Genomic DNA, 18,121 nt, shown 5'->3' with positions numbered 1-18,121 from the left:
CGGTGATTTCAATTCGGCAATTTCATGTTTCAGAAATGAAATCCCGCGCGCATAATCGGTCGCCATGGACCTCTCCTCGACCAAGCCCGTCGGCCCGGCCGACCGCACCGTTCGCCCGCGCATCTGGGCGATGGGCATCAGCCGCCTGCGCGACCTGTTTCGCGAGATCGCCGGCGAATTCGACGAACGTGCCGACGTGCGCATCGTCACGCGCGCGTACGAAGATGCGTTGAGCGCGATCGCGGAGGCCGGCACCGCGCGGCCCGACGTGATCGTCGCGGCCGGCTCGAACGGCGGCTTCCTGAAAACGCGTGCGCAGGTGCCGGTCGTGGTCGTGTCGCCGACCGGCTTCGACGTGATGCAGGCGCTCGCGCGCGCACGGCGCGATGCCACGCGGATCGCGCTCGTCAGCGCCGGCGAGACGCCGCCCGAAGTGCGTCGCTTCGTCGCCGCTTACGGCCTCGACGTGCAGTTTGCGTCATATCAGTCCGCGCAGGAAGCGGAAGCCTGCGTGCACGACCTGCACGACCGCGGCATCGAGACGATCGTCGGCCCCGGCCTCGTCACCGATCTCGCGGCGAGCGCCGGCATGGGCGCCGTGTTCCTGTATTCGCACGCGTCGGTTCGCCAGGCGGTCGAGACGGCGCTCGAAGTCGCGTACGCGACACACGCCGAGGCGTTTCGCCGCCAGCGGCTCGACAACCTGTTGCAGCATCTGCGCGACGGCGTGGTCGCGCTCGATGCGCGCGGTCGCGTCGAAGCCATCAACGAACGGCTCGCGTCGGCGCTCGGGGTCGAACCCGCGGCGGCCGTCGGCCGCGCGCTGGTCGACCTGCGCCCGGAGTTGCGCACGCTGCGCGGCGAGGACGGCGACGCGCTTGCGACCGTGCGCGGCGTGCGCTACGTCGTGCATCGCGGGCCGCTCGTCGATCGCGGCGTGACGTCGGGCAGCGTGCTGACGTTCCAGGAATCGCGCGCGGTCGAACGGCTCGACCGCGCGCTGCGCTCGCAGCCGAACACGCAGCAGTTCGCGGCGCGCTACACGCTCGACGACGTGATCGGCGCGTCCGCGCCGATGGCGCGCGTGCGCGATCTCGTGCGGCGCTACGCGAAATCCGACGCGACCGTCCTCGTGCTCGGCGAAAGCGGCACCGGCAAGGAGATGATCGCGCAGAGCCTGCACGCGCTGTCCGTGCGGCACAGCTATCCGTTCGTCGCGATCAACTGCGGCGCGTTTCCGGAGGCGCTGCTCGAGAGCGAGCTGTTCGGTTACGAGGAAGGCGCGTTCACCGGCGCGCGGCGCGGCGGCAAGACCGGCCTGTTCGAAGCCGCGCACCGCGGCACGCTGTTTCTTGACGAGATCGGCGAAATGCCGCCGTCGCTGCAGAGCCGGCTGCTGCGCGTGCTGCAGGAGCGCGAGGTGATCCGCCTCGGCTCGACCGAGCCGATCCGCATCGACGTGCGCGTGATCGCCGCGACGCACCGCCCGCTGCTCGCGGCCGTCGAGGACGGCACGTTCCGCGCGGACCTGTATTACCGGCTCAACATCCTGAACATTGGCCTGCCGCCGCTGCGCGAGCGCGCCACCGACATTCCGGCGCTCGCGGCCACGCTGCTCGTGCAGGCTGCGCGGCGCGAACCGCGGCTGGCCGAACGCGTGCGCGAGGTCGGCGATGCGGTGCGCGTGCTCGACGCGACGCAGGCGACGCTCGCTCGCTACCGATGGCCCGGCAACGTGCGGGAACTGCAGAACGTGGTCGAGCGGATCGCGGTGGAACTGGCCGAGGAAGTCGACGCGCATCCGGGCGCCTCATGCGCGGCGCTCACGCCCGATGCGCTGCAGGCGATCGCGCCCGAGTTGTTCGCCGCGCCGCCGGACTCGACCGACACCGACGACGCGCAGACACTCCACGCGCGCCGCCGCCGCGCCGAAGCCGACGAGATCCGCGCGGTGCTCGACGCGTGCGGCGGCGATCGCGATCGCGCGTGCGCGATGCTCGGCATCAGCAAGACGACGCTGTGGCGGAAGCTGTCGGCGAAATAGGTTCGGGCGAGGCAGGAGCGGCAGGTAATGACGCGCCGGACGCGCGCCGCCGTCAATCGGCCTTGTGATAGTGGCGGTAAGCCTTCGCGCGATTCCCGCACGAAGACATCGAGCACCAGCGACGGCTGCCGTTCTTGCTGTCGTCGATGAACAGCCACTGGCATGCGTCGTTCGCGCAGCGCTTGACCTTCGCGAGCCGCGCGCCGCCCAGCAGGTCCGTCGCCGACCACAGCACCGGGCTCAGCAACCTCGCGAGCGTCGCGTCCGCTGCCCCGATCCGCCACGCGTAGCCGCCGTCGATCCGCGCGAGCGCGACGCGCGGCGCCGCTTCCGCCAGAAAACCGCCCAGCAGCGCGAGATCGTCGGCTTGCGGCTCGCGCCGCTCGGCCTGCGCGTGAAAGAGCCGATACAGCGCCTCGCGTAACGCGAGCGCGCGCGCCAGCATCGCCGGCTCGCTCTCCTTCTCCTTCACTTGTGCACGACATACGTCGGCCAGGCCGGCCGGCATCCCCGCCTGCTCGCGGCACCATGTGAACAGGTCATCCAGCGTGCCGAAGGTTTCGGTCGGTGCGTCCGCGCCGCGCCAGTACAGCGTGTTCGCGAAATCGATGCTCAGCGTTTCGGACGGCGCCGGAACCAGGCAGTCCGCGACGGAAGGTTGCGTTTTGCTCATGACGCGATCGTATCTAACCACCATACCGGTTGACAAGTGGCCGGACGCTTTCTAACATAACCAGCATGGTGGTTAAAAAAGGTTTGCTGCACTGACGTCCCCCCTTCAGTTCAAGGAGCCACAGATGATCGATCACCTTTCGTTCGGCGTTGCCCACATCGACCGCAGCCGCGCGTTCTACGACAACACGCTTGGCGCGCTCGGCTACAAGCGGCTGTACAGCGACGACGGATCCCTCGGCTACGGCACCAGCGAACCGGTGCTGTGGTTGCAGCACGCGGCGCGTCCGGTCGTCGCCGATCCCGATTCAGGGTTGCACGTGTCGTTTCGCGCCTCGTCGCCCGTGGAAGTCGATGCGTTCTATCGCGCCGCGCTGCAGCACGGCGGACAGGACAATGGCGGGCCGGGCAAGCGCGAGCACTACGGCCCCGGCTATTACGCGGCATTCGTCGTCGATCCCGACGGGTATCGGCTCGAAGCCCATTGCGAGCTGGACAACGTCGTCTGATCCGGTTCGCACCGACACGGGTGAACGACAAGGGCCCGATTCCGCATCGCGCGGAATCGGGCCCTTGTCTTTGCTGCATCGATGGCCGGTTCGCGACGGCCACCGCGAGCAATCACGCCAGTGGCCGAGCGGACGGTCGGACGGCACGGCCGGGTTGCGGTCGATTGCGCCCGCGATCCGGCCCGCGCCGCACACTGGCCTACTGCGCGTTGCGCGTGCCCTGCCGTTGCTCGCCCAGCCCCTCGACCCCGAGGCGCACGGTCTGGCCGGCCTTCAGGAACACCGGCGATGGCTTGATGCCCATCCCGACGCCCGGCGGCGTACCAGTCGTGATCACGTCGCCCGGTTGCAGCGTCATGCAGGTCGACAGGTAGGCGATCAGTTGCGCGACGGTGAACACCATCGTGCGCGTGTTGCCGTTCTGGTAGCGGTGGCCGTCGATCTCGAGCCACAGGTCGAGGCGCTGCGGATCGGGCACCTCGTCGCGCGTCACGAGCCACGGGCCGATCGGGCCGAACGTATCGAAGCCCTTGCCCTTGTCCCACTGGCCGCCGCGTTCGATCTGCCACTCGCGCTCGGAGACGTCGTTGACGACGCAATAGCCGGCGACGTAATCCAGCGCGCGCGCCTCGTCGACGTCCTTGCACGTCGCGCCGATCACGACGCCCAGCTCGACTTCCCAGTCCGTCTTCACCGAGCCCTTCGGGATGTCGATACCGTCGTTCGGGCCGCAGATCGAACTCGTCCATTTGCCGAATACCACCGGCTCCTTCGGTACCGGCATGCCGGCTTCGGCCGCGTGATCGGCATAATTCAGACCAATGCCGATGAACTTGCCGACGCGCCCGACGCACGCGCCAATGCGCGGCTCGCCAGCGACGAGCGGCAGCGTGGCCGGGTCGATCGCGCGCAGGCGCGCGAGCGCGGCGTCGGACAGCGCGTCGCCAGCAAGATCCGGCACGTGCGCGGACAGGTCGCGAATCCGGCCGTCCGCGTCGAGAATACCGGGCTTTTCCTGGCCCGGCGGGCCATAGCGAAGCAGTTTCATCGTGCTCAACCTCTGTTGTCGAATGTGACAGGATACCGGCCGACGCAGCCGTTGACGGCCACTCGCCGGACTGAATGTCGATCGTCGATGACGCGCGTCGGCGCCGCATCCGGCAGGCCAATCGACACGCGAGGCTCGCGCAGGCGCAGCGATCGCGGCGCCGCACCGGAGTGCGACGCGCATCGAACGGGCGGCCGCCGGTCTGCGCATCGGCGACGACGGCGCGGCATTCGCGACACGTGCCGGCCTGTGCTGTGCCGGCCGGCTTCACGCGCGGCCGCGCCGTCGCTGGCCCGCCGCTCTTTGTACCACCGGCGGCCCGCCGTGAAATGGCGCGCGACGGATACCGACTATTGGTGCGCTCATGGAGGTTGCACCGCAGCATCCGGCCTGCCGAACCGTTCGGCTTTACGCCGAAAGTCGCCGTCCGTCGACACCAAAAGATGAATTGCGAATATTTCTTATGAACCTGTCATCGGGAACGATATGTAATCCGTTCTTGCTGGGTAACGATCGGTAAAAAGACGCTGCATTGCACACTGAACGTTTGTTGTTAAGCTCGCGCGGATGGCAGTCACATCCGCATGCGGCTTCACGAATTCGCGTGCAAAACCGGCCGGCGTGCGTCGCCACCCGATTGGCAATCCCCGGACTTCCTACCCCATGATGCAAACGACCAATAACCCGCTCCCCGGCAGCGACGCACGGGAGTCGATGGGCACAGCCGACCGCTATCGCGCGCCCGCGCTCGACAAGGGTCTCGACATTCTCGAACTCCTGTCGGAACAGAAGGAAGGACTCACCCGCACCGAAATCACGAAGGAACTCGGCCGCAACGCGAGCGAGATCTACCGGATGCTCGAGCGTCTCGTCGCACGCCGCTACGTGATGCGCTCGAGTGGCGGCGACCGTTACACGCTCAGCCTGAAACTGTTCGCGCTCGCGCATCGGCATCCGCCAATGAACCGGCTGATCGCCGAGGCCTTGCCGCTGATGCAGCGCTTTGCCGACGCGGCGGAACAGTCGTGCCACCTGACCGTCTACGATCGCGGCAACCTGCTCGTGATTGCGCAGGTGGACGGCCCCGGCCCATGGGGTGTGTCGGTGCGGCTCGGCTCGCGCGTCGGGCTCGCCGATACGGCGTCGGGGCGCGTGATGCTGTCGTTCCAGGGTGCCGAGCAGCGTGCGCACATGCTGGCCGAGCATCGCAAGGTCAAGGGCGAAACCCCGATGAACGAGCAGGAACTCGCGCATGCGTGCCAGTCCATCCGCCAGTCCGGTTATGTGCGCCAGGACAGCCGCCAGGCATACGGCGTGACCGACCTGAGCGCGCCGATCCTCGGCCCGGCCGGCCATGCGATCGCGGTGCTGACCTGCCCGTACATGCGCCGGATCGACGCGCATATGGCGCCGTCGGTCGAGGTCGTCGTCGTGGGACTGCGCGATACGGCAGGCCAGTTGTCGATGTACCGCGCGGAGACTTGCTGAACGTTGCGGAACGGTCGACCGCTCTGAAGGTGGCAGACCGTTCGGGCGCGGCGGTCGTTCGGTCACACGGCCAGCGGGCAGGCGGGCGGGCTCGACATCGCGCACGCGGTGTGCGATGCGTGCCGGCCACGCGGGCTCTCGTACCGGCATCCGGCAGACCGTTTCCGGATGCGCGGACGCCGCGCTACGCTAGAATAGCGGCCCTCTCAAAAACGACGACGGCCGGCTGTCGCGGCCGTCGTATCCGATGGATGTCATGGCCAAACTTCTGAACGATCAAGAATTCCAGCGTTTCTCCGAACTTCAGCAGAAGCAGGCGAGCTTCACGATCACGCCCGAGGAAGCGGACGAGCTGCGCGACATCGTCGCGCGTGCGCAGAAGAAGCGCGACGACCGTGCCGAAGCGATGCGGGCGATCGAGAACTACATCGAGCAGTTCGACATCACGCCCGACGAACTCTTCTCGCCCGAGCAGATCGGCGACGCTGCGCGCACCTACGGCCTGATCACGGCCACCAAGAAGGAGCGCACGCTGCCGCCGTCGATCACGTTCAACGGCAAGCCGTACCAATGGACCAAGACGCTTCCGGACGACGTGCGCGGCGCGCTGTTCGATGCATTTACGTCCGGCGAATCGGTCAAGCGCTTCATCGCGATGCCGAAGGACACCGCGCGTTGCGCCCTGACGATCGCCCGCCTCGAGCGCGAAACCGGCGGCGTTTATGCCGACGCGCACCTCGAAGAACTCGCGATTTCGCGTGACCAGGTGAACGACGCAGCGTCGAAACTTGCTGCATAAATGCCATCGCGGGCACGGTTCATGCGTGCCCGCACCGGCGCGGACGCTGGCCGAAACCCGCGCCGCGCCAGACGGAGCACTGCGTCCGTGGGCTCCCGAAAAGTCTCACCAAAGCATCCCGTAAGCGCTCACCTGAGCATCCCGTAAAAGCTCACCTGAAGTTTCCGGAGACGCTCACCAGCCCCTCCCGAACGTCCTCACCGACGCATCCCGCAGACGCTCCCCCCTTCCCGGAAAGGCTCACCGGGGCCTCCCGCAAGGGCTCACCGGCAGCTCCCGCGAAGGATCACCGGGTGCTTCCGTATCGACTCACCCGATTGCTCCCGGAAAAGCTCACTTTCGGCTCCTGAAAAATCTCACCTTTGGTCCGCTTTCAATGCTGGCGGTGCGCAAGGCGGGCGTCAGTGCGCTCGAATATTGCGCCGGAACCGGCGATACGCCGAGGTCACCAGCATACGCAACCGCCCGCCGCGGACGCTGTAACTCGACGAGATCGCCCTTTCCCGCCGGTCGCGAAGCGAGCGTCGTACCGATCCGCACAGTGAGGCGAAAGAGTCGAACGATCTGCATGCCGAACTACAACCAGTTCGCCCGGTCGCGGCTGCGCATCAACGACATCGCGCGTTCCGTAGCGGCTGCGCACGACACCGCCGAACGTTCAGGCACACTCGCCGACGCGATTACGGTTGCAGCTTCATCCTGAACCCCACCACGCCGGGCTCCTCCGTCGTCGACACCTCGAAACCGCAGGATTTCGCCAGCGAGATCATCGCGGTGTTCTCGCGCAGCGCCTCGCCGACCATCCACGCGGTGCCGCGCGATCGCGCGTAGTCGATGATACGCGCCATCATCAGCCGCCCGAGCCCCTTGCCCTTCTGATCTGGCCGGACAGCAATCGCGAACTCGGCCGTCTCGTTGTCGGGATCGGCAACCGCGCGCGCCACCGCGAGTGTGTGCGACCGGCCCGATACGTCGGTGAACGACACGATGAAGGCCATCTCACGGTCGTAGTCGATCTGAGTCATGCGCGCGACTTGCGAATGATCGAAGCTGCGCACGGCACCGAAGAAACGCATCCGCAAATCGTCCGGCGTCATCGCGCCAAGCAGTTCGTTGTGCGCTTCTTCGTCTTCCGGACGGATCGGCCGGATCGTCACGGTCTCGCCGCGCCATTCGAGCGTCTGCTCGAGATGGCGCGGATACGGCATGATCGCGAGCCGGCTGCGCCCGGCCGCCAGCGTGATGCGCGGCGCGACCACGTATGCCCGGTCGGACAGCACGCGCAGCGTGACCGACATCGCGACGACCTCGCGCACGTCGCAAACAACTTGCGACAGCGCCGTCAGCGCATCGAGCGTGGGTTCGACGGGCGTGCGGCGCGCATAGGGTGAACGCTCCATCACCGCGCGGGCGAGCACCGTATTCAGCGGTGGCAGCCCGTACACGACGAAAGGCGCCGATACGCCGTCGGTCGGCGGCACGGCATAACGAAACACCGGGCCGAAGTTCGAATCGTCGTACATGTCGACTGTGACGTCGACGACTCTGGTGCCCACCGGCGCATCGGCCGGCTCGCCGTGCACGCCGAAGTGCGACAACCAGCGCAACGCTGCTTCGCCGGCCAGTTCATGCTCGCCGGCCTCGACCATCCGTCGGGCCTCGGCCTGCGCGGACGCAACGCACTCGGCCGGCTGCAGCGGCGTGCCCTCGGGCGTCTGCATCAGCAACTGCCGCCCGAGGTTGTAGTCGACGAGCCGTGCGTATGCGCGCGCAAGCCGCTGCGGTGTGGTGTGCACCGGAATGCCGTTCGCGTGCAGTGCGTCGCGCGTCGCCGCGTCGACCGCACCGAAGAAACACGCGAGGATGCCGCGGTGCGCGTACTGCCGAGATTCGATCAGCGTGCGCGCGACCGCGTCGGCCGGCGCGCTGTGGGACGTCGAATGCACGACGAACAGCGTGCCCGTTTGCGGAAACGGCGCGAGCGCCTTGATGGCGGCGCCGAAATGCTCGGGGCGCGCATCGTCGCCGAGCGTCAGCGGATTGCCGGGCCCGCGGAGATGCGGCAGCGCGGCCGCGACCGCCGACGTTGCCTCGGCCGGCCAGTCGACCAGCACGTCGCGCACCTCCGCGACCGCATCGACCGCGAGTTTCGCGACGCCTGCGTCGCTCGTCACGAGTGTGGCCGCGCCGCGCGCGGTGACGCGCCCGACGCCGAGCGTCTCGATCTCGTCGAGCAGATCGTCGAGTGCATCGACACGCACCATCCCCGCACGCTGGAACGCCGCCGTGTAAAGCGCATCGCCGGGATCGGCGCGCCCGGTGCGCAGCGCGAGCACCGGTTTGTTGCGCGCCGCCGCACGCGCTGCCGACATGAACTTGCGCGCGGCACACACGGTGTCGAGCTCGAGCAAGATCGCGCGCGTGCCGGGATCGCTCGCGAGGTAGTCGAGCACATCGCCTGCATCGACGTCGGCCTCGCTACCCAACGCGACGACATGTGAAAAGCCGAGGCCTCGCGCATCGGCCCAGCCGAGTACCGCATTCGTCAGCGCGTTCGATTGCGACACCCAGGCGACGCCACCCGATCGCACCGTATAGGCCGGCGCGCCGAAATGCGCATGCCGCGCGGGCGACAGCACGCCGAGACTGCCGGGCCCGACGATACGGAGCACGAACGGCTTCGCGGCCTTGAGCGTGCGATCGAGCGCGGCGCGGTCGGCGTCGGTGCGCGCCTCACCGACAATCACCGCGACACGCGTGCCGATCTCGCCGAGCTTGCGCACGATGCCGGCCCACGTGGCAGGCGGCGTGCAGATCACGGCGACCGAGGGCGGGGCGGGCAGCCGTTCGACATCGGCCACGACCGAGTACCCGTTCAGCTCGCGATACTTCGGATTGACGGGCCACACGGGCCCCTCGAACGCGCCATCGAGCACGCGCGCCCACACCATCGCACCAATACTGCCCGCGCGCGACGATGCACCGACGACCGCAACGGACCTGGGCTGGAACAACGCATCGAGATGGCGGACGGTCACATCGGCTCCACACGGTAATGAAAAACGACCCGACCCGCACACGAGCCGAATGGCCGTGCGCCGGTCGACGCGAACTCCAAGCATAGGCGAACCCGATGCGGCTGCCTATATGCCAAACGGCCGACTGTGCGACGCGCATCAATGCCCGCAACATGAGCCGGTCACCGCGTCTTTGCACGACGCAACGGGCGAAGGCGACACGATGCGCCCATCCGGTCGCCGTTTCAAAGGTGAGGAGATACAGGAGGCATGGTGAGCAAGTTCGGGAATTGCAGGGCACGCAGCGCAAGTACGCGAGAGGTGATCGCAATCGGCGGTACGTCTGCACCGCGAAGATCGAGAATGCCAATGCGCGCATGCCGCGAAATTACGGGGTTGTTTACGGGAATTCACGGCAATACCCGGTCGAATCGCGGCGAATTCGCAAAACGATATCCGTTAATCGCGCGGCATTGGTGTTCAACTCGCGGTTTCGAGTCCTGCTGCGACTGCCCAAAAACAAAACGGTGCGACGGCCGCATGGCCGTTCGCACCGTCAGTCAGCGCACGAAAGGTGAGGATTTTCGGGAGTCAGTCCTTGATCAGGAAACGCGCGCGGTTCTTGCCGAGCCATGCCGGCGCCCGCCCGCGGCCACTCCACGTTTCGCCCGTCTTCGGGTTCAGGTACTTCGGCGGCAACGGACGCTTCGGTTTCGCGGCAGCAGCGGCGCCGATCGGTCGAAAACCGAGTTCTTCCGCGGTGATGTCGAATTCCTCGATTTTTGCCCGAATGGCGGCAATCGCATCGGCAATCGCCTTTTCGCGTTCCTTGTCGATCTTTTGCTGAAGTCTTTCGAGCTGCGCTGTCAGTTGCCTGTAGGTCGCCATATGGATGGGACTCCGTGAGTGTTATTCATGAAAAATAGCCGACTCCAAGCTAATAGAAAAGCGTCTCACCCGACTACGGTCTCTTTATCCGATCATGTCGGGATCAATAACCGCTTTTCTTCTTGCATGCGAAGAGAAGATTTCGCATTGCGTCATCGGTCGATTGCTGAAGGACGTCGAATTCACCGTTGCAGATGGCTCGGGCATTGTCCGTGCAATTGCTCCAGTCGCTACCGGTGCACTGCACCTGCGTGGTCGGGCGCCCATCCGAAGTGAACAGTGGCGCCCCGCCGCCGCACCCGCCGAGCCCCGCAACGAGGGCCAACAATCCGGCCCGACGCCAATGCATTCGAGGCCACCGACAGACCGACGCAAGCATGTGTTTCATTGTTCTTTCCGTCAACCGATTTTTTAATGCCGCGAGTATGCCATGCACCGCCGTCAGTCGTTCAGTCAGGCGCCCGGTCCGGCCGTCCGCGCGTCTTGTACGGCACGGCCCGGTGCGGATCGTCGGTGATGCGAACGAACACCTGCTCGACGTCGGGAAGCGCGCCGAGTTCGCGCTCCAGCGCCTGCCGATCGAATGCCGGATCGGCACAGCCTTCGACATAGATGAAGCGCCGCTGCACGGTGATCCACAGGCTCGTGCCCTGCAGACGATCGGTGCCCGCGAAATGCGCTTTCGCCGCCTCGGCGATCGGCGCGTCATACATATACGAATTCGGTTTCGTGCAGCGGTGGGCGAGCCAGCAGGTGGTCCCGCGCTCGACGCGGTAATGCGCGTCGTCTTCCATCTCGGCGCGCGTCATCCACGGGCCGAGCGGCAGCGGGCATTCGGCGAAGCCTCGCGACAGTGCGACGAACGGATCGTTGTACCAGTTGCGTCGCACCGCGGGTGTGTCCGCGTCACCCGCCTGTGCGAGCGAGGACGTCGCCACCAGTACGGCCAGCCATCCGGCAATTGCGATTCGCTTCATCGTCGTCTCCTGTCGGGCACTTCACCGGTGCCGTTCCTCATGTCCGGGCGCATCCACCGTCGCTTGCTACCGGGCGATCCCGAGCGCCGTCAGTTTCTTGTACAGCGTCGCCCGGCCGATGCCGATGCGCGCGGCCGCTTCGACCACCTTCCCGTCGCATGCCGCAAGGGCGTCGATCAGGAACTGACGCTCCCACGCGGCCAATGCATCGGTATACGAAACGACCGGCGCACCAGGCGCCCCCGCTGCATCGCCCGCATCCCGGCCGACCGGCGACGGAGCAGCCCGCGTGCCCGCCGGCACGCTATCCGGCACCACGCGCACCGGCCCGAGGAACGGCGCGAGCGCACCCGCATCGATCACCGAGCGATCCGACAGCATCAGCGCACGCTCGAGCGTGTTGCGCAGCTCGCGTACGTTGCCCGGCCACGGGTACGCGCACAGCATCCGCAGCGCATCGTCGGTCAGTTCGCAGTGCGCAGCGCGACCGTGCTGCGCGGCCAGCTCCTCGAGCGTCGCGTAGACGAGCGCCGCGATGTCGGACGCGCGTTCGCGCAACGGCGGCGCATGAATCGTCAGCACATTGAGCCGGTAATAGAGATCCGCGCGAAAACGGCCGGCCTCGACCAGCGCGGGCAGGTCAGCCGACGTCGCGGCGATGATCCGCACGTCGGCACGCACGATCCGGTTCGAGCCGACCGGTTCGAACTCCTTGTCCTGCAATACGCGCAGCAGCTTGCCCTGCAGCGGCAGCGGCATGTCGCCGATCTCGTCGAGAAACAGCGTGCCGCGATCGGCCAGCTCGAACTTGCCGACGCGTCCCTTGCGATCGGCACCGGTATACGCGCCCGGCGCCGCGCCGAAGAATTCGGTTTCGAGCAGCGTGTCGGGAATCGCGGCCACGTTGACGGTCACGAGCGGCTGGAGCGCGCGCGCCGACGCCGCGTGAATCGCATGCGCGAGCAGTTCCTTGCCGGTGCCCGTCTCGCCGAGCAACAGCACCGGCGAATCGACCTGTGCGGCGCGCCGCGCCTGCCGCTTGGTTTCGAGGCTTGCGGCGCTCGTGCCGACGAAACTCGCGAACGTGTATTTCGCACGGCGTGCCTGCGCGAGCGAACGCTGCGTCGCGATCAGCTGCTGCTGAAGCTGCGCGTAGCGGGAAAAGATCGGCGTGAGCGTCTTCAGTTGGTCGAACAGTGCGAAGCCGATCGCGCCGACCGTCTCGCCCGCCTCGTTCTTCAACGGCAGGCGTGTGACGACGAGCGGCTCGCGGCCCGTCTCCATGATGTCGAGCAGGATCGGCTGTCCGGTCGACACGACCTCACGCATCAGGCTGTTCGGAATCACCGCCTCGCAGTCGAGGCCGACCGCCTGCTGCGGATCGGCGAACCCGAAGCGCGCCGCATAACGCTCGTTCATCCACACGACGCGTGCGTCGCGATCGACGACCACCGTGCCCGCGCTCGAATCCTCGAAAGTCCGAAACAGCGACTCGGCGGCGCGCCGCAGCACATCGCCGTAATTGACGGGCAGGCGGACCCGGTCGTTCATCATCGTGTCGTTGTCTCCGCGTATGCTTGGCCGGATATCTCCGGAACGAGACGCAGTATCTCATTTCGGAGACATCCCGGAATCCCTTGTCCGGGAAAGCCCTGCCCGATTCAGAGGGCGGTCTTGGCGGCCGAATCGTCTCCCGATGGAGACGATTTATGTAGAATCTTCAGACATTGGCCGGCGCGGGCCCGCCAGCCAGCGCCGGATCCACGTCCGGCGGCGCAATCCGGCCGATGGCACGAAACCTGCACGAACCTGAGCCGGTTCGCGGCGCGTCCCGCGATCGAACAACAACCAAAGCCATTCCAAGCTATTAGGAGACTCCCTTGTCTTTCGTGATCGTCCTTGCCGCGCTGGCGTTCCTGATGTTCGCCGCGTATCGCGGCTACAGCGTGATCCTGTTCGCGCCGATCGCCGCGCTCGGCGCGGTCCTGCTGATCGAACCCGCGGCCGTCGCACCGGTCTTCTCCGGCATCTTCATGGAGAAAATGGTCGGCTTCGTCAAACTGTATTTCCCGGTCTTCATGCTCGGCGCCGTGTTCGGCAAGGTGATCGAACTGTCCGGATTCTCCGAGTCGATCGTCCATGCCGCGATCCGCTACATCGGCCGTTCGCGTGCGAATGCGGTGATCGTCGCGGTGTGCGCGCTGCTCACCTATGGAGGCGTGTCGCTGTTCGTCGTGGTGTTCGCCGTGTATCCGTTCGCGGCCGAACTCTATCGCCAGAGCAATATTCCGAAGCGGCTGATGCCCGGCGCGATCGCGCTCGGTGCGTTCTCGTTCACGATGGATTCGCTGCCCGGCACGCCGCAGATCCAGAACATCATCCCGACCACGTTCTTCAAGACGACCGCCTGGGCCGCACCCGCGCTCGGCACGATCGGCTCGCTGTTCATCATCATCGTCGGCCTCTCGTATCTGGAATGGCGCCGCCGTTCGGCGATGGCGAAGGGCGAAGGCTACGGCACGTCGCTCGTCAACGAGCCGGAGCGCGTCGAAGCGACGGCACTGCCGCATCCGGCGCTGGCGATCCTGCCGCTGATCCTCGTCGGCGCATCGAACTTCACGTTCACGAAACTGATTCCGCAGTGGTACGGCGCCGCGTCGTACACGGTCGCGCCGGACGTGCTGCCCGGCGTGCACACGCCGGTCACGACGTCGATCAAGACCGTCGTCGCGATCTGGTCGGTCGAGGCCGCGCTGCTGCTCGGCATCGTGCTGGTCGTGCTCACCGCGTTCAAGCGCGTCAGCGACCGCTTCGCGGCCGGTTCGAAGGCCGCCGTCGGCGGCGCGCTGCTCGCCGCGATGAACACGGCGTCGGAATACGGTTTCGGTGGCGTGATCGCCGCGCTGCCGGGCTTCCTCGTCGTCAGCGACGCGCTGAAGAGCATTCCGAACCCGCTGGTGAACGCGGCTGTGTCGGTCAGCTCGCTCGCCGGCATCACCGGTTCGGCGTCGGGCGGCATGAGCATCGCGCTCGCCGCGATGTCGGACCTGTTCATCAAGGGCGCGCAGGCAGCCAACATTCCGATGGACGTGCTGCACCGGGTGGTCGCGATGGCCAGCGGCGGCATGGACACGCTGCCGCACAACGGCGCGGTCATCACGCTGCTCGCGGTCACGGGCCTCACGCACCGCGAGTCGTATCGCGACATCTTCGCGGTCACCGTGATCAAGACGCTCGCAGTGTTCTTCGTGATCGCCGTGTACTACACGACGGGCCTCGTGTAAGCCCCGCATCGGGCGGCGTTCCGAACGCCGCCGCACCTCGTCCGGCCGCATCGCGGCGGCCGGCGCACCTTCCTTCCTCTGCACGCCAGGGCTGGGCAACCGGCCCGGCATCGTCGAAGCAGGCAGCGCAACGCGGGTCGCGACGCGCCGCACCTTCCCGACACCTCCGCGCGCAAACCGGGGCGGATCGCAGGGGTTCTCATCCGCCGGTTCGTCCCCCGCCCGACCGGAGCCGCTCGGCGCTATCTCGCCGCACGGCCCGGACGGCCCGACGCCCGTCACGCACCGCCATCCGGCACCGTCCACGTCCACGTCCACGTCCACGTCCACGTCCGCCATCCATTGTTACCGGCGGCAGAACACTGAGTTAGGCGCGACCGCATTTTTCGCGCGCGTGGCCGGGCCTACACTGCTTTCAACCGCCGCCGCTCCGTCGAAAGGCCGGCCGCACAGCTGGAAACATGGAGGTCACGATCATGAAGCGCCTGATTCACGCAGTTGCCGTTGCCCTGGCCGTATCCGCGCCGCTCGCCGCGCAAGCGCAGTCGAACCCGCCGCTCACGCGCGCGCAGGTTCATGCCGAAGTGAAGGCGCTCAAGCAGGCCGGCTTCCAGCCGAGCGATTGGTTCTACCCGGCCAGCATCGTTTCCGCCGAAGCGAAGATCGCCCATCAGCAGCGTGCCGGGTATGGCAGCGACCAAGGTGCATCGTCGGAGTCGAGCCACTAATCGCCGTCACGACGCGGCCGTCCCGTCCGGCCGCTTCCGCGCAAGCCTTCACGCCTTCACCGGCTCGATCAGTTTCGCGCATGCCGCTGCCTGCGGATCGCCCGCAGGCAACTTCGCGCACACCGCGTCGAACTGCTTCACGACCGACCTGACCGACGCATCGTGCGCGCCGCCGCCGCGCCAGCGATTCAGTTGCGTGACGACCTTGGTCAGCGCGCGCAGGTTCGCCCCATAAAACGCATCCTTGGTCTTGCCGGCCTGCGCGAGCACGCTCGCGGCGATCGCTTCGATCCGCGCCGAATCGTCCGGCGCCAGCGCGACCGCATTCGCGAAATAGGTCGCGCCCCAGCGCAGCTTCGTCGCCGGGCCGCTCGCCGAGTCGTACGCCTTCCGGTACCAGTCAAGCGCCGCGGCCTTGTCGCCGCGCGCCTTCGCATTCGCCGCCAGTCCCGACATGAAGTAGTACGGCGTCGCCGAACGCGGCAACTCGGCCTTCAGCAAGACGTCGGATTCGTCGTACAGCCCGGCGTCGGTCAGCGTGTCCGCCGCTTCGCTGACGAGCGCCTGCCGCTCGTACGCGTTCGCGGCGCCCTGCACCGATGCCGCGATCTGCTTGCGTGCGGTATCGACCAGCGCCGGCGCGGCGAGCGGCGCGCCGTCGTGCGCGTCGCCGCGCGCGAGCAGCACGCGGCCGTGCAGCGCCATCAGGCGGTCGATCGACGACAGCGTCGTATCGTTCGACAGGCGCGCGAGCGCCGTGTCGTACGCGCCGCGCAGCTTCGTGCGCTGCGCGGCGTCGGCGCCGAGGTACGCGACCACGCGCGCGGGCGCTGCGACGAGCACGTCCGAATCGGCGCGCGCCAGCGCCGGCTCGCGCAGCACCGCGCGCAGCGCGTCGACGAGCGCCGCCTTGTCGAGCGCGCCGGCCTGCGCGGGATCGTCCGATGCCGCCACCACCGCCGACTTCAGCGCAAACCGCGCGGCGTCCGCCTTCGCGCCGGCCGCACGCGCACGTTGCGACAGCGTCTGCAGCGTCACCGCGACACGGTCGGACGGCACCGGCAGCGCGCCGTCGGTGTCCCAGGAATAGTCGGCCAGCAGATGCCATTCGGCCGGCGTCAGTGCCGCGCCGTTGTTCAGCGCGGTCGCGAGCGTCTGCCGCACCGGATGCGCGGCCGTCATCCCGAGCGACAGCGCCTGCATGTAGCGTTCGAGATCGGCCTCGCCCGGCAGCCGCGTCACTTCGGTGCCGTCCGGGCGGAACAGGATCATCGTCGGATAGCCGTGCACCTTGAAGCGCTCGCCGAGCTTCTGCGCGCTTTCGGTATCGCCGTCGAGATATACGGGCACGAAGAACGACGAGCGGGTCTTGAATGCCTGCTGGCTGAAGATCGTCGACTTCACCTGGTTGCACGACGGACACCACACGGCGCCCCAGTACAGCAGCAGCGGCTTGCCGGTGCGCTTCGCGCGCGCGAACGCGGCATCGACGTCGCCCTGCTGCCACGCGATGCCGGGCGGCAGATGCGCGCCGTCGGGCGATGCGTTCGCCGCCGGGGCGCCCGCGGGCGCGGCAGCGGCAAGCGCCGCACTGGCGGCAGCGAACAGGCAGGCGGCGGTGAGATTGCGAAGAGCGGTTTTCATCGAAGCGGGTTCCGTTGAACAAGACGGTTTCAGGGAGATGCCGCGCACGCAACGAGGGCCGTGAAGCGATGACGATGAGGCCGGCCGACATGCAGCGCCGCGCATGTATCGATACGGAAAAGCGAAGCCGGCCGCAGCGACCGGCACATCGTTCGACGATACGACGGGTACAACCGAAGGAAAACGAACGAATTCTCGATTGGATATCACGCGCGGCGTCGCGGCCGCGTGCCGTCACGTCCGCGACGGCCGGTCCTTCACTGCGGCGCCTTGATCCGGGCCATGTGATACACGGACGCATGCACGCCGTCGCGCAACGCGTAATCCGGCGATTCGCCCTCGATGCGGAAACCGTGTTTCTCGTAGAGCGCGATCGCCGCGCGGTTGTCGGTGAACACGGTCAGCTCGAGACGCGTGATGTTCAGCCAGTTCTCCGCGAGATCGATCGCGGCCGCGAGCAGCCGGCCGCCGATGCCGCGCCCGTGACGGGCCGCGTCGACCATCATGCCGAGCGCCGCCGCGTGGCGCCGGCGCGGATTCGGCTCGGGATGCAGGCCGAGATGGCCGACCACCGTGCCGTCGATTTCGGCAACGAGGCTCACGCCGTGCTCGCGCACGTTGTCGAGCCGCTTCTGCCATTTTTCGAGCGACGGAAACGGCTGCTGCAACGTATTCATGTACACCGCGGGATGCGCGGCAATCTGTCGGATCGCGTCGACGTCGTGCGTCTCGCTGTGCCGGATCGTGATATCGGTCATGGGTGGGCCGGTTCCGAAATGTCGCGCCGAAGGCGCGGACTGCGCAGGCGCGCAGCAACGCATCGAGCTTAGCCGATTTCACGCATTTGAAACACGGGTGTCACGCCGTTGCACGTCAGGTTGTATCCGCAACGAAGCGTGCTCGTGCGATCCGCGCCAATCCGGAAAATTCTGACCGGTCACGCATACGGCGATCGGTAATTTATTACTGTTTTCAACCTCACATCGCGCTCGAACGAATCGTTGCGCACGCAACGTCATGTGC

16 protein-coding genes are annotated in these 18,121 nt (G+C 67.1%); 7 read left to right on the top strand and 9 right to left on the bottom strand.

All coding sequences use genetic code 11. From position 1 onward, the window contains the following. Window positions 1-64 precede the first annotated feature (64 nt). Window positions 65-2,044: a propionate catabolism operon regulatory protein PrpR gene (prpR, locus tag ACT2FV_RS10825; protein ID WP_059598929.1), complete on the top strand. Its 1,980-nt coding sequence runs from the start codon at window positions 65-67 to the stop codon at window positions 2,042-2,044. A 52-nt stretch (window positions 2,045-2,096) separates the two neighbouring features. On the opposite strand, the gene ACT2FV_RS10820 is transcribed toward prpR, so the two are convergent. Next, window positions 2,097-2,741, bottom strand: coding sequence for a CGNR zinc finger domain-containing protein (locus ACT2FV_RS10820; RefSeq protein ID WP_444503831.1), 645 nt, complete (start codon window positions 2,739-2,741; stop codon window positions 2,097-2,099). Window positions 2,742-2,841: 100 nt separating this feature from the next. Between ACT2FV_RS10820 and ACT2FV_RS10815 the strand changes: the two genes are divergently transcribed. After that, window positions 2,842-3,225, top strand: coding sequence for a VOC family protein (locus ACT2FV_RS10815; RefSeq protein ID WP_059508454.1), 384 nt, complete (start codon window positions 2,842-2,844; stop codon window positions 3,223-3,225). 199 nt (window positions 3,226-3,424) lie between these two features. Here the strand turns inward: ACT2FV_RS10815 and ACT2FV_RS10810 are convergent, their stop codons facing one another. Continuing rightward, window positions 3,425-4,273: an ureidoglycolate lyase gene (locus ACT2FV_RS10810; protein ID WP_444503830.1), complete on the bottom strand. Its 849-nt coding sequence runs from the start codon at window positions 4,271-4,273 to the stop codon at window positions 3,425-3,427. Between the two features lie 666 nt (window positions 4,274-4,939). Between ACT2FV_RS10810 and ACT2FV_RS10805 the strand changes: the two genes are divergently transcribed. From ACT2FV_RS10805 to ACT2FV_RS10795, 3 genes are all read left to right on the top strand, one after another. Next, a complete protein-coding gene (locus tag ACT2FV_RS10805) occupies window positions 4,940-5,761 on the top strand; it encodes an IclR family transcriptional regulator (protein WP_059598963.1) in 822 nt (273 codons plus the stop codon). Window positions 5,762-6,008: 247 nt separating this feature from the next. After that, complete coding sequence (locus tag ACT2FV_RS10800) at window positions 6,009-6,560, top strand: hypothetical protein (RefSeq protein WP_059598926.1); 552 nt, start codon at window positions 6,009-6,011, stop codon at window positions 6,558-6,560. Window positions 6,561-7,128: 568 nt separating this feature from the next. Beyond that, on the top strand, window positions 7,129-7,263 hold the full coding sequence (locus ACT2FV_RS10795) for a hypothetical protein (RefSeq protein ID WP_444503829.1): 135 nt from the start codon (window positions 7,129-7,131) through the stop codon (window positions 7,261-7,263). Here ACT2FV_RS10795 and ACT2FV_RS10790 read toward each other — a convergent pair. The 5 genes from ACT2FV_RS10790 to ACT2FV_RS10770 all read right to left on the bottom strand — a co-directional run bounded on the left by ACT2FV_RS10790 (window position 7,241) and on the right by ACT2FV_RS10770 (window position 12,996). Further along, entirely contained in the window at window positions 7,241-9,598 is a 2,358-nt protein-coding gene (locus ACT2FV_RS10790) for a GNAT family N-acetyltransferase (protein ID WP_151049302.1), read from the bottom strand. The two genes, ACT2FV_RS10795 and ACT2FV_RS10790, sit on opposite strands and share 23 nt — an antisense overlap. A gap of 570 nt (window positions 9,599-10,168) precedes the next feature. Continuing rightward, window positions 10,169-10,465: an H-NS histone family protein gene (locus tag ACT2FV_RS10785; protein ID WP_059467298.1), complete on the bottom strand. Its 297-nt coding sequence runs from the start codon at window positions 10,463-10,465 to the stop codon at window positions 10,169-10,171. Between the two features lie 103 nt (window positions 10,466-10,568). Then, the gene (locus ACT2FV_RS10780) at window positions 10,569-10,853 is read right to left on the bottom strand and encodes a hypothetical protein (RefSeq protein ID WP_226115234.1); all 285 of its coding nucleotides are present in this window, start codon (window positions 10,851-10,853) and stop codon (window positions 10,569-10,571) included. Between the two features lie 61 nt (window positions 10,854-10,914). Continuing rightward, window positions 10,915-11,442, bottom strand: a complete 528-nt coding sequence (locus tag ACT2FV_RS10775; protein ID WP_059598924.1) for a BON domain-containing protein — start codon at window positions 11,440-11,442, stop codon at window positions 10,915-10,917. 66 nt (window positions 11,443-11,508) lie between these two features. After that, a complete protein-coding gene (locus ACT2FV_RS10770) occupies window positions 11,509-12,996 on the bottom strand; it encodes a sigma-54 interaction domain-containing protein (protein ID WP_444503828.1) in 1,488 nt (495 codons plus the stop codon). A 326-nt stretch (window positions 12,997-13,322) separates the two neighbouring features. On the opposite strand from ACT2FV_RS10770, the gene ACT2FV_RS10765 reads away from it, so the two are divergent. After that, window positions 13,323-14,726 carry a GntP family permease gene (locus ACT2FV_RS10765; RefSeq protein WP_059598922.1) on the top strand — a complete coding sequence of 468 codons (1,404 nt, stop codon included), beginning with the start codon at window positions 13,323-13,325 and terminating at the stop codon, window positions 14,724-14,726. Between the two features lie 476 nt (window positions 14,727-15,202). Beyond that, window positions 15,203-15,454 carry a DUF4148 domain-containing protein gene (locus tag ACT2FV_RS10760; protein WP_059598962.1) on the top strand — a complete coding sequence of 84 codons (252 nt, stop codon included), beginning with the start codon at window positions 15,203-15,205 and terminating at the stop codon, window positions 15,452-15,454. 48 nt (window positions 15,455-15,502) lie between these two features. On the opposite strand, the gene ACT2FV_RS10755 is transcribed toward ACT2FV_RS10760, so the two are convergent. After that, window positions 15,503-17,098: a thioredoxin family protein gene (locus ACT2FV_RS10755; protein WP_444503827.1), complete on the bottom strand. Its 1,596-nt coding sequence runs from the start codon at window positions 17,096-17,098 to the stop codon at window positions 15,503-15,505. A 257-nt stretch (window positions 17,099-17,355) separates the two neighbouring features. Then, window positions 17,356-17,856: a GNAT family N-acetyltransferase gene (locus tag ACT2FV_RS10750; RefSeq protein WP_151050607.1), complete on the bottom strand. Its 501-nt coding sequence runs from the start codon at window positions 17,854-17,856 to the stop codon at window positions 17,356-17,358. Window positions 17,857-18,121 lie beyond the last annotated feature (265 nt).

Source organism: Burkholderia sp. PR2 (assembly GCF_052372875.1).
Classification (GTDB): Bacteria; Pseudomonadota; Gammaproteobacteria; order Burkholderiales; family Burkholderiaceae; genus Burkholderia; species Burkholderia diffusa.
The sequence above is the reverse complement of the archived record's forward strand: the minus strand, read 5'-3'. Positions and strand labels throughout refer to the sequence as shown.

What these genes read in the sequence shown, in the direction of transcription:
- prpR (WP_059598929.1), top strand. Translation starts at nt 65, where the DNA reads ATGGACCTCTCCTCGACCAAGCCCGTCGGCCCGGCCGACCGCACCGTT.
- ACT2FV_RS10820 (WP_444503831.1), bottom strand. Translation starts at nt 2,741, where the DNA reads ATGGTGGTTAGATACGATCGCGTCATGAGCAAAACGCAACCTTCCGTC.
- ACT2FV_RS10815 (WP_059508454.1), top strand. Translation starts at nt 2,842, where the DNA reads ATGATCGATCACCTTTCGTTCGGCGTTGCCCACATCGACCGCAGCCGC.
- ACT2FV_RS10810 (WP_444503830.1), bottom strand. Translation starts at nt 4,273, where the DNA reads ATGAAACTGCTTCGCTATGGCCCGCCGGGCCAGGAAAAGCCCGGTATT.
- ACT2FV_RS10805 (WP_059598963.1), top strand. Translation starts at nt 4,940, where the DNA reads ATGCAAACGACCAATAACCCGCTCCCCGGCAGCGACGCACGGGAGTCG.
- ACT2FV_RS10800 (WP_059598926.1), top strand. Translation starts at nt 6,009, where the DNA reads ATGGATGTCATGGCCAAACTTCTGAACGATCAAGAATTCCAGCGTTTC.
- ACT2FV_RS10795 (WP_444503829.1), top strand. Translation starts at nt 7,129, where the DNA reads ATGCCGAACTACAACCAGTTCGCCCGGTCGCGGCTGCGCATCAACGAC.
- ACT2FV_RS10785 (WP_059467298.1), bottom strand. Translation starts at nt 10,465, where the DNA reads ATGGCGACCTACAGGCAACTGACAGCGCAGCTCGAAAGACTTCAGCAA.
- ACT2FV_RS10780 (WP_226115234.1), bottom strand. Translation starts at nt 10,853, where the DNA reads ATGAAACACATGCTTGCGTCGGTCTGTCGGTGGCCTCGAATGCATTGG.
- ACT2FV_RS10775 (WP_059598924.1), bottom strand. Translation starts at nt 11,442, where the DNA reads ATGAAGCGAATCGCAATTGCCGGATGGCTGGCCGTACTGGTGGCGACG.
- ACT2FV_RS10770 (WP_444503828.1), bottom strand. Translation starts at nt 12,996, where the DNA reads ATGATGAACGACCGGGTCCGCCTGCCCGTCAATTACGGCGATGTGCTG.
- ACT2FV_RS10760 (WP_059598962.1), top strand. Translation starts at nt 15,203, where the DNA reads ATGAAGCGCCTGATTCACGCAGTTGCCGTTGCCCTGGCCGTATCCGCG.
- ACT2FV_RS10755 (WP_444503827.1), bottom strand. Translation starts at nt 17,098, where the DNA reads ATGAAAACCGCTCTTCGCAATCTCACCGCCGCCTGCCTGTTCGCTGCC.
- ACT2FV_RS10750 (WP_151050607.1), bottom strand. Translation starts at nt 17,856, where the DNA reads ATGACCGATATCACGATCCGGCACAGCGAGACGCACGACGTCGACGCG.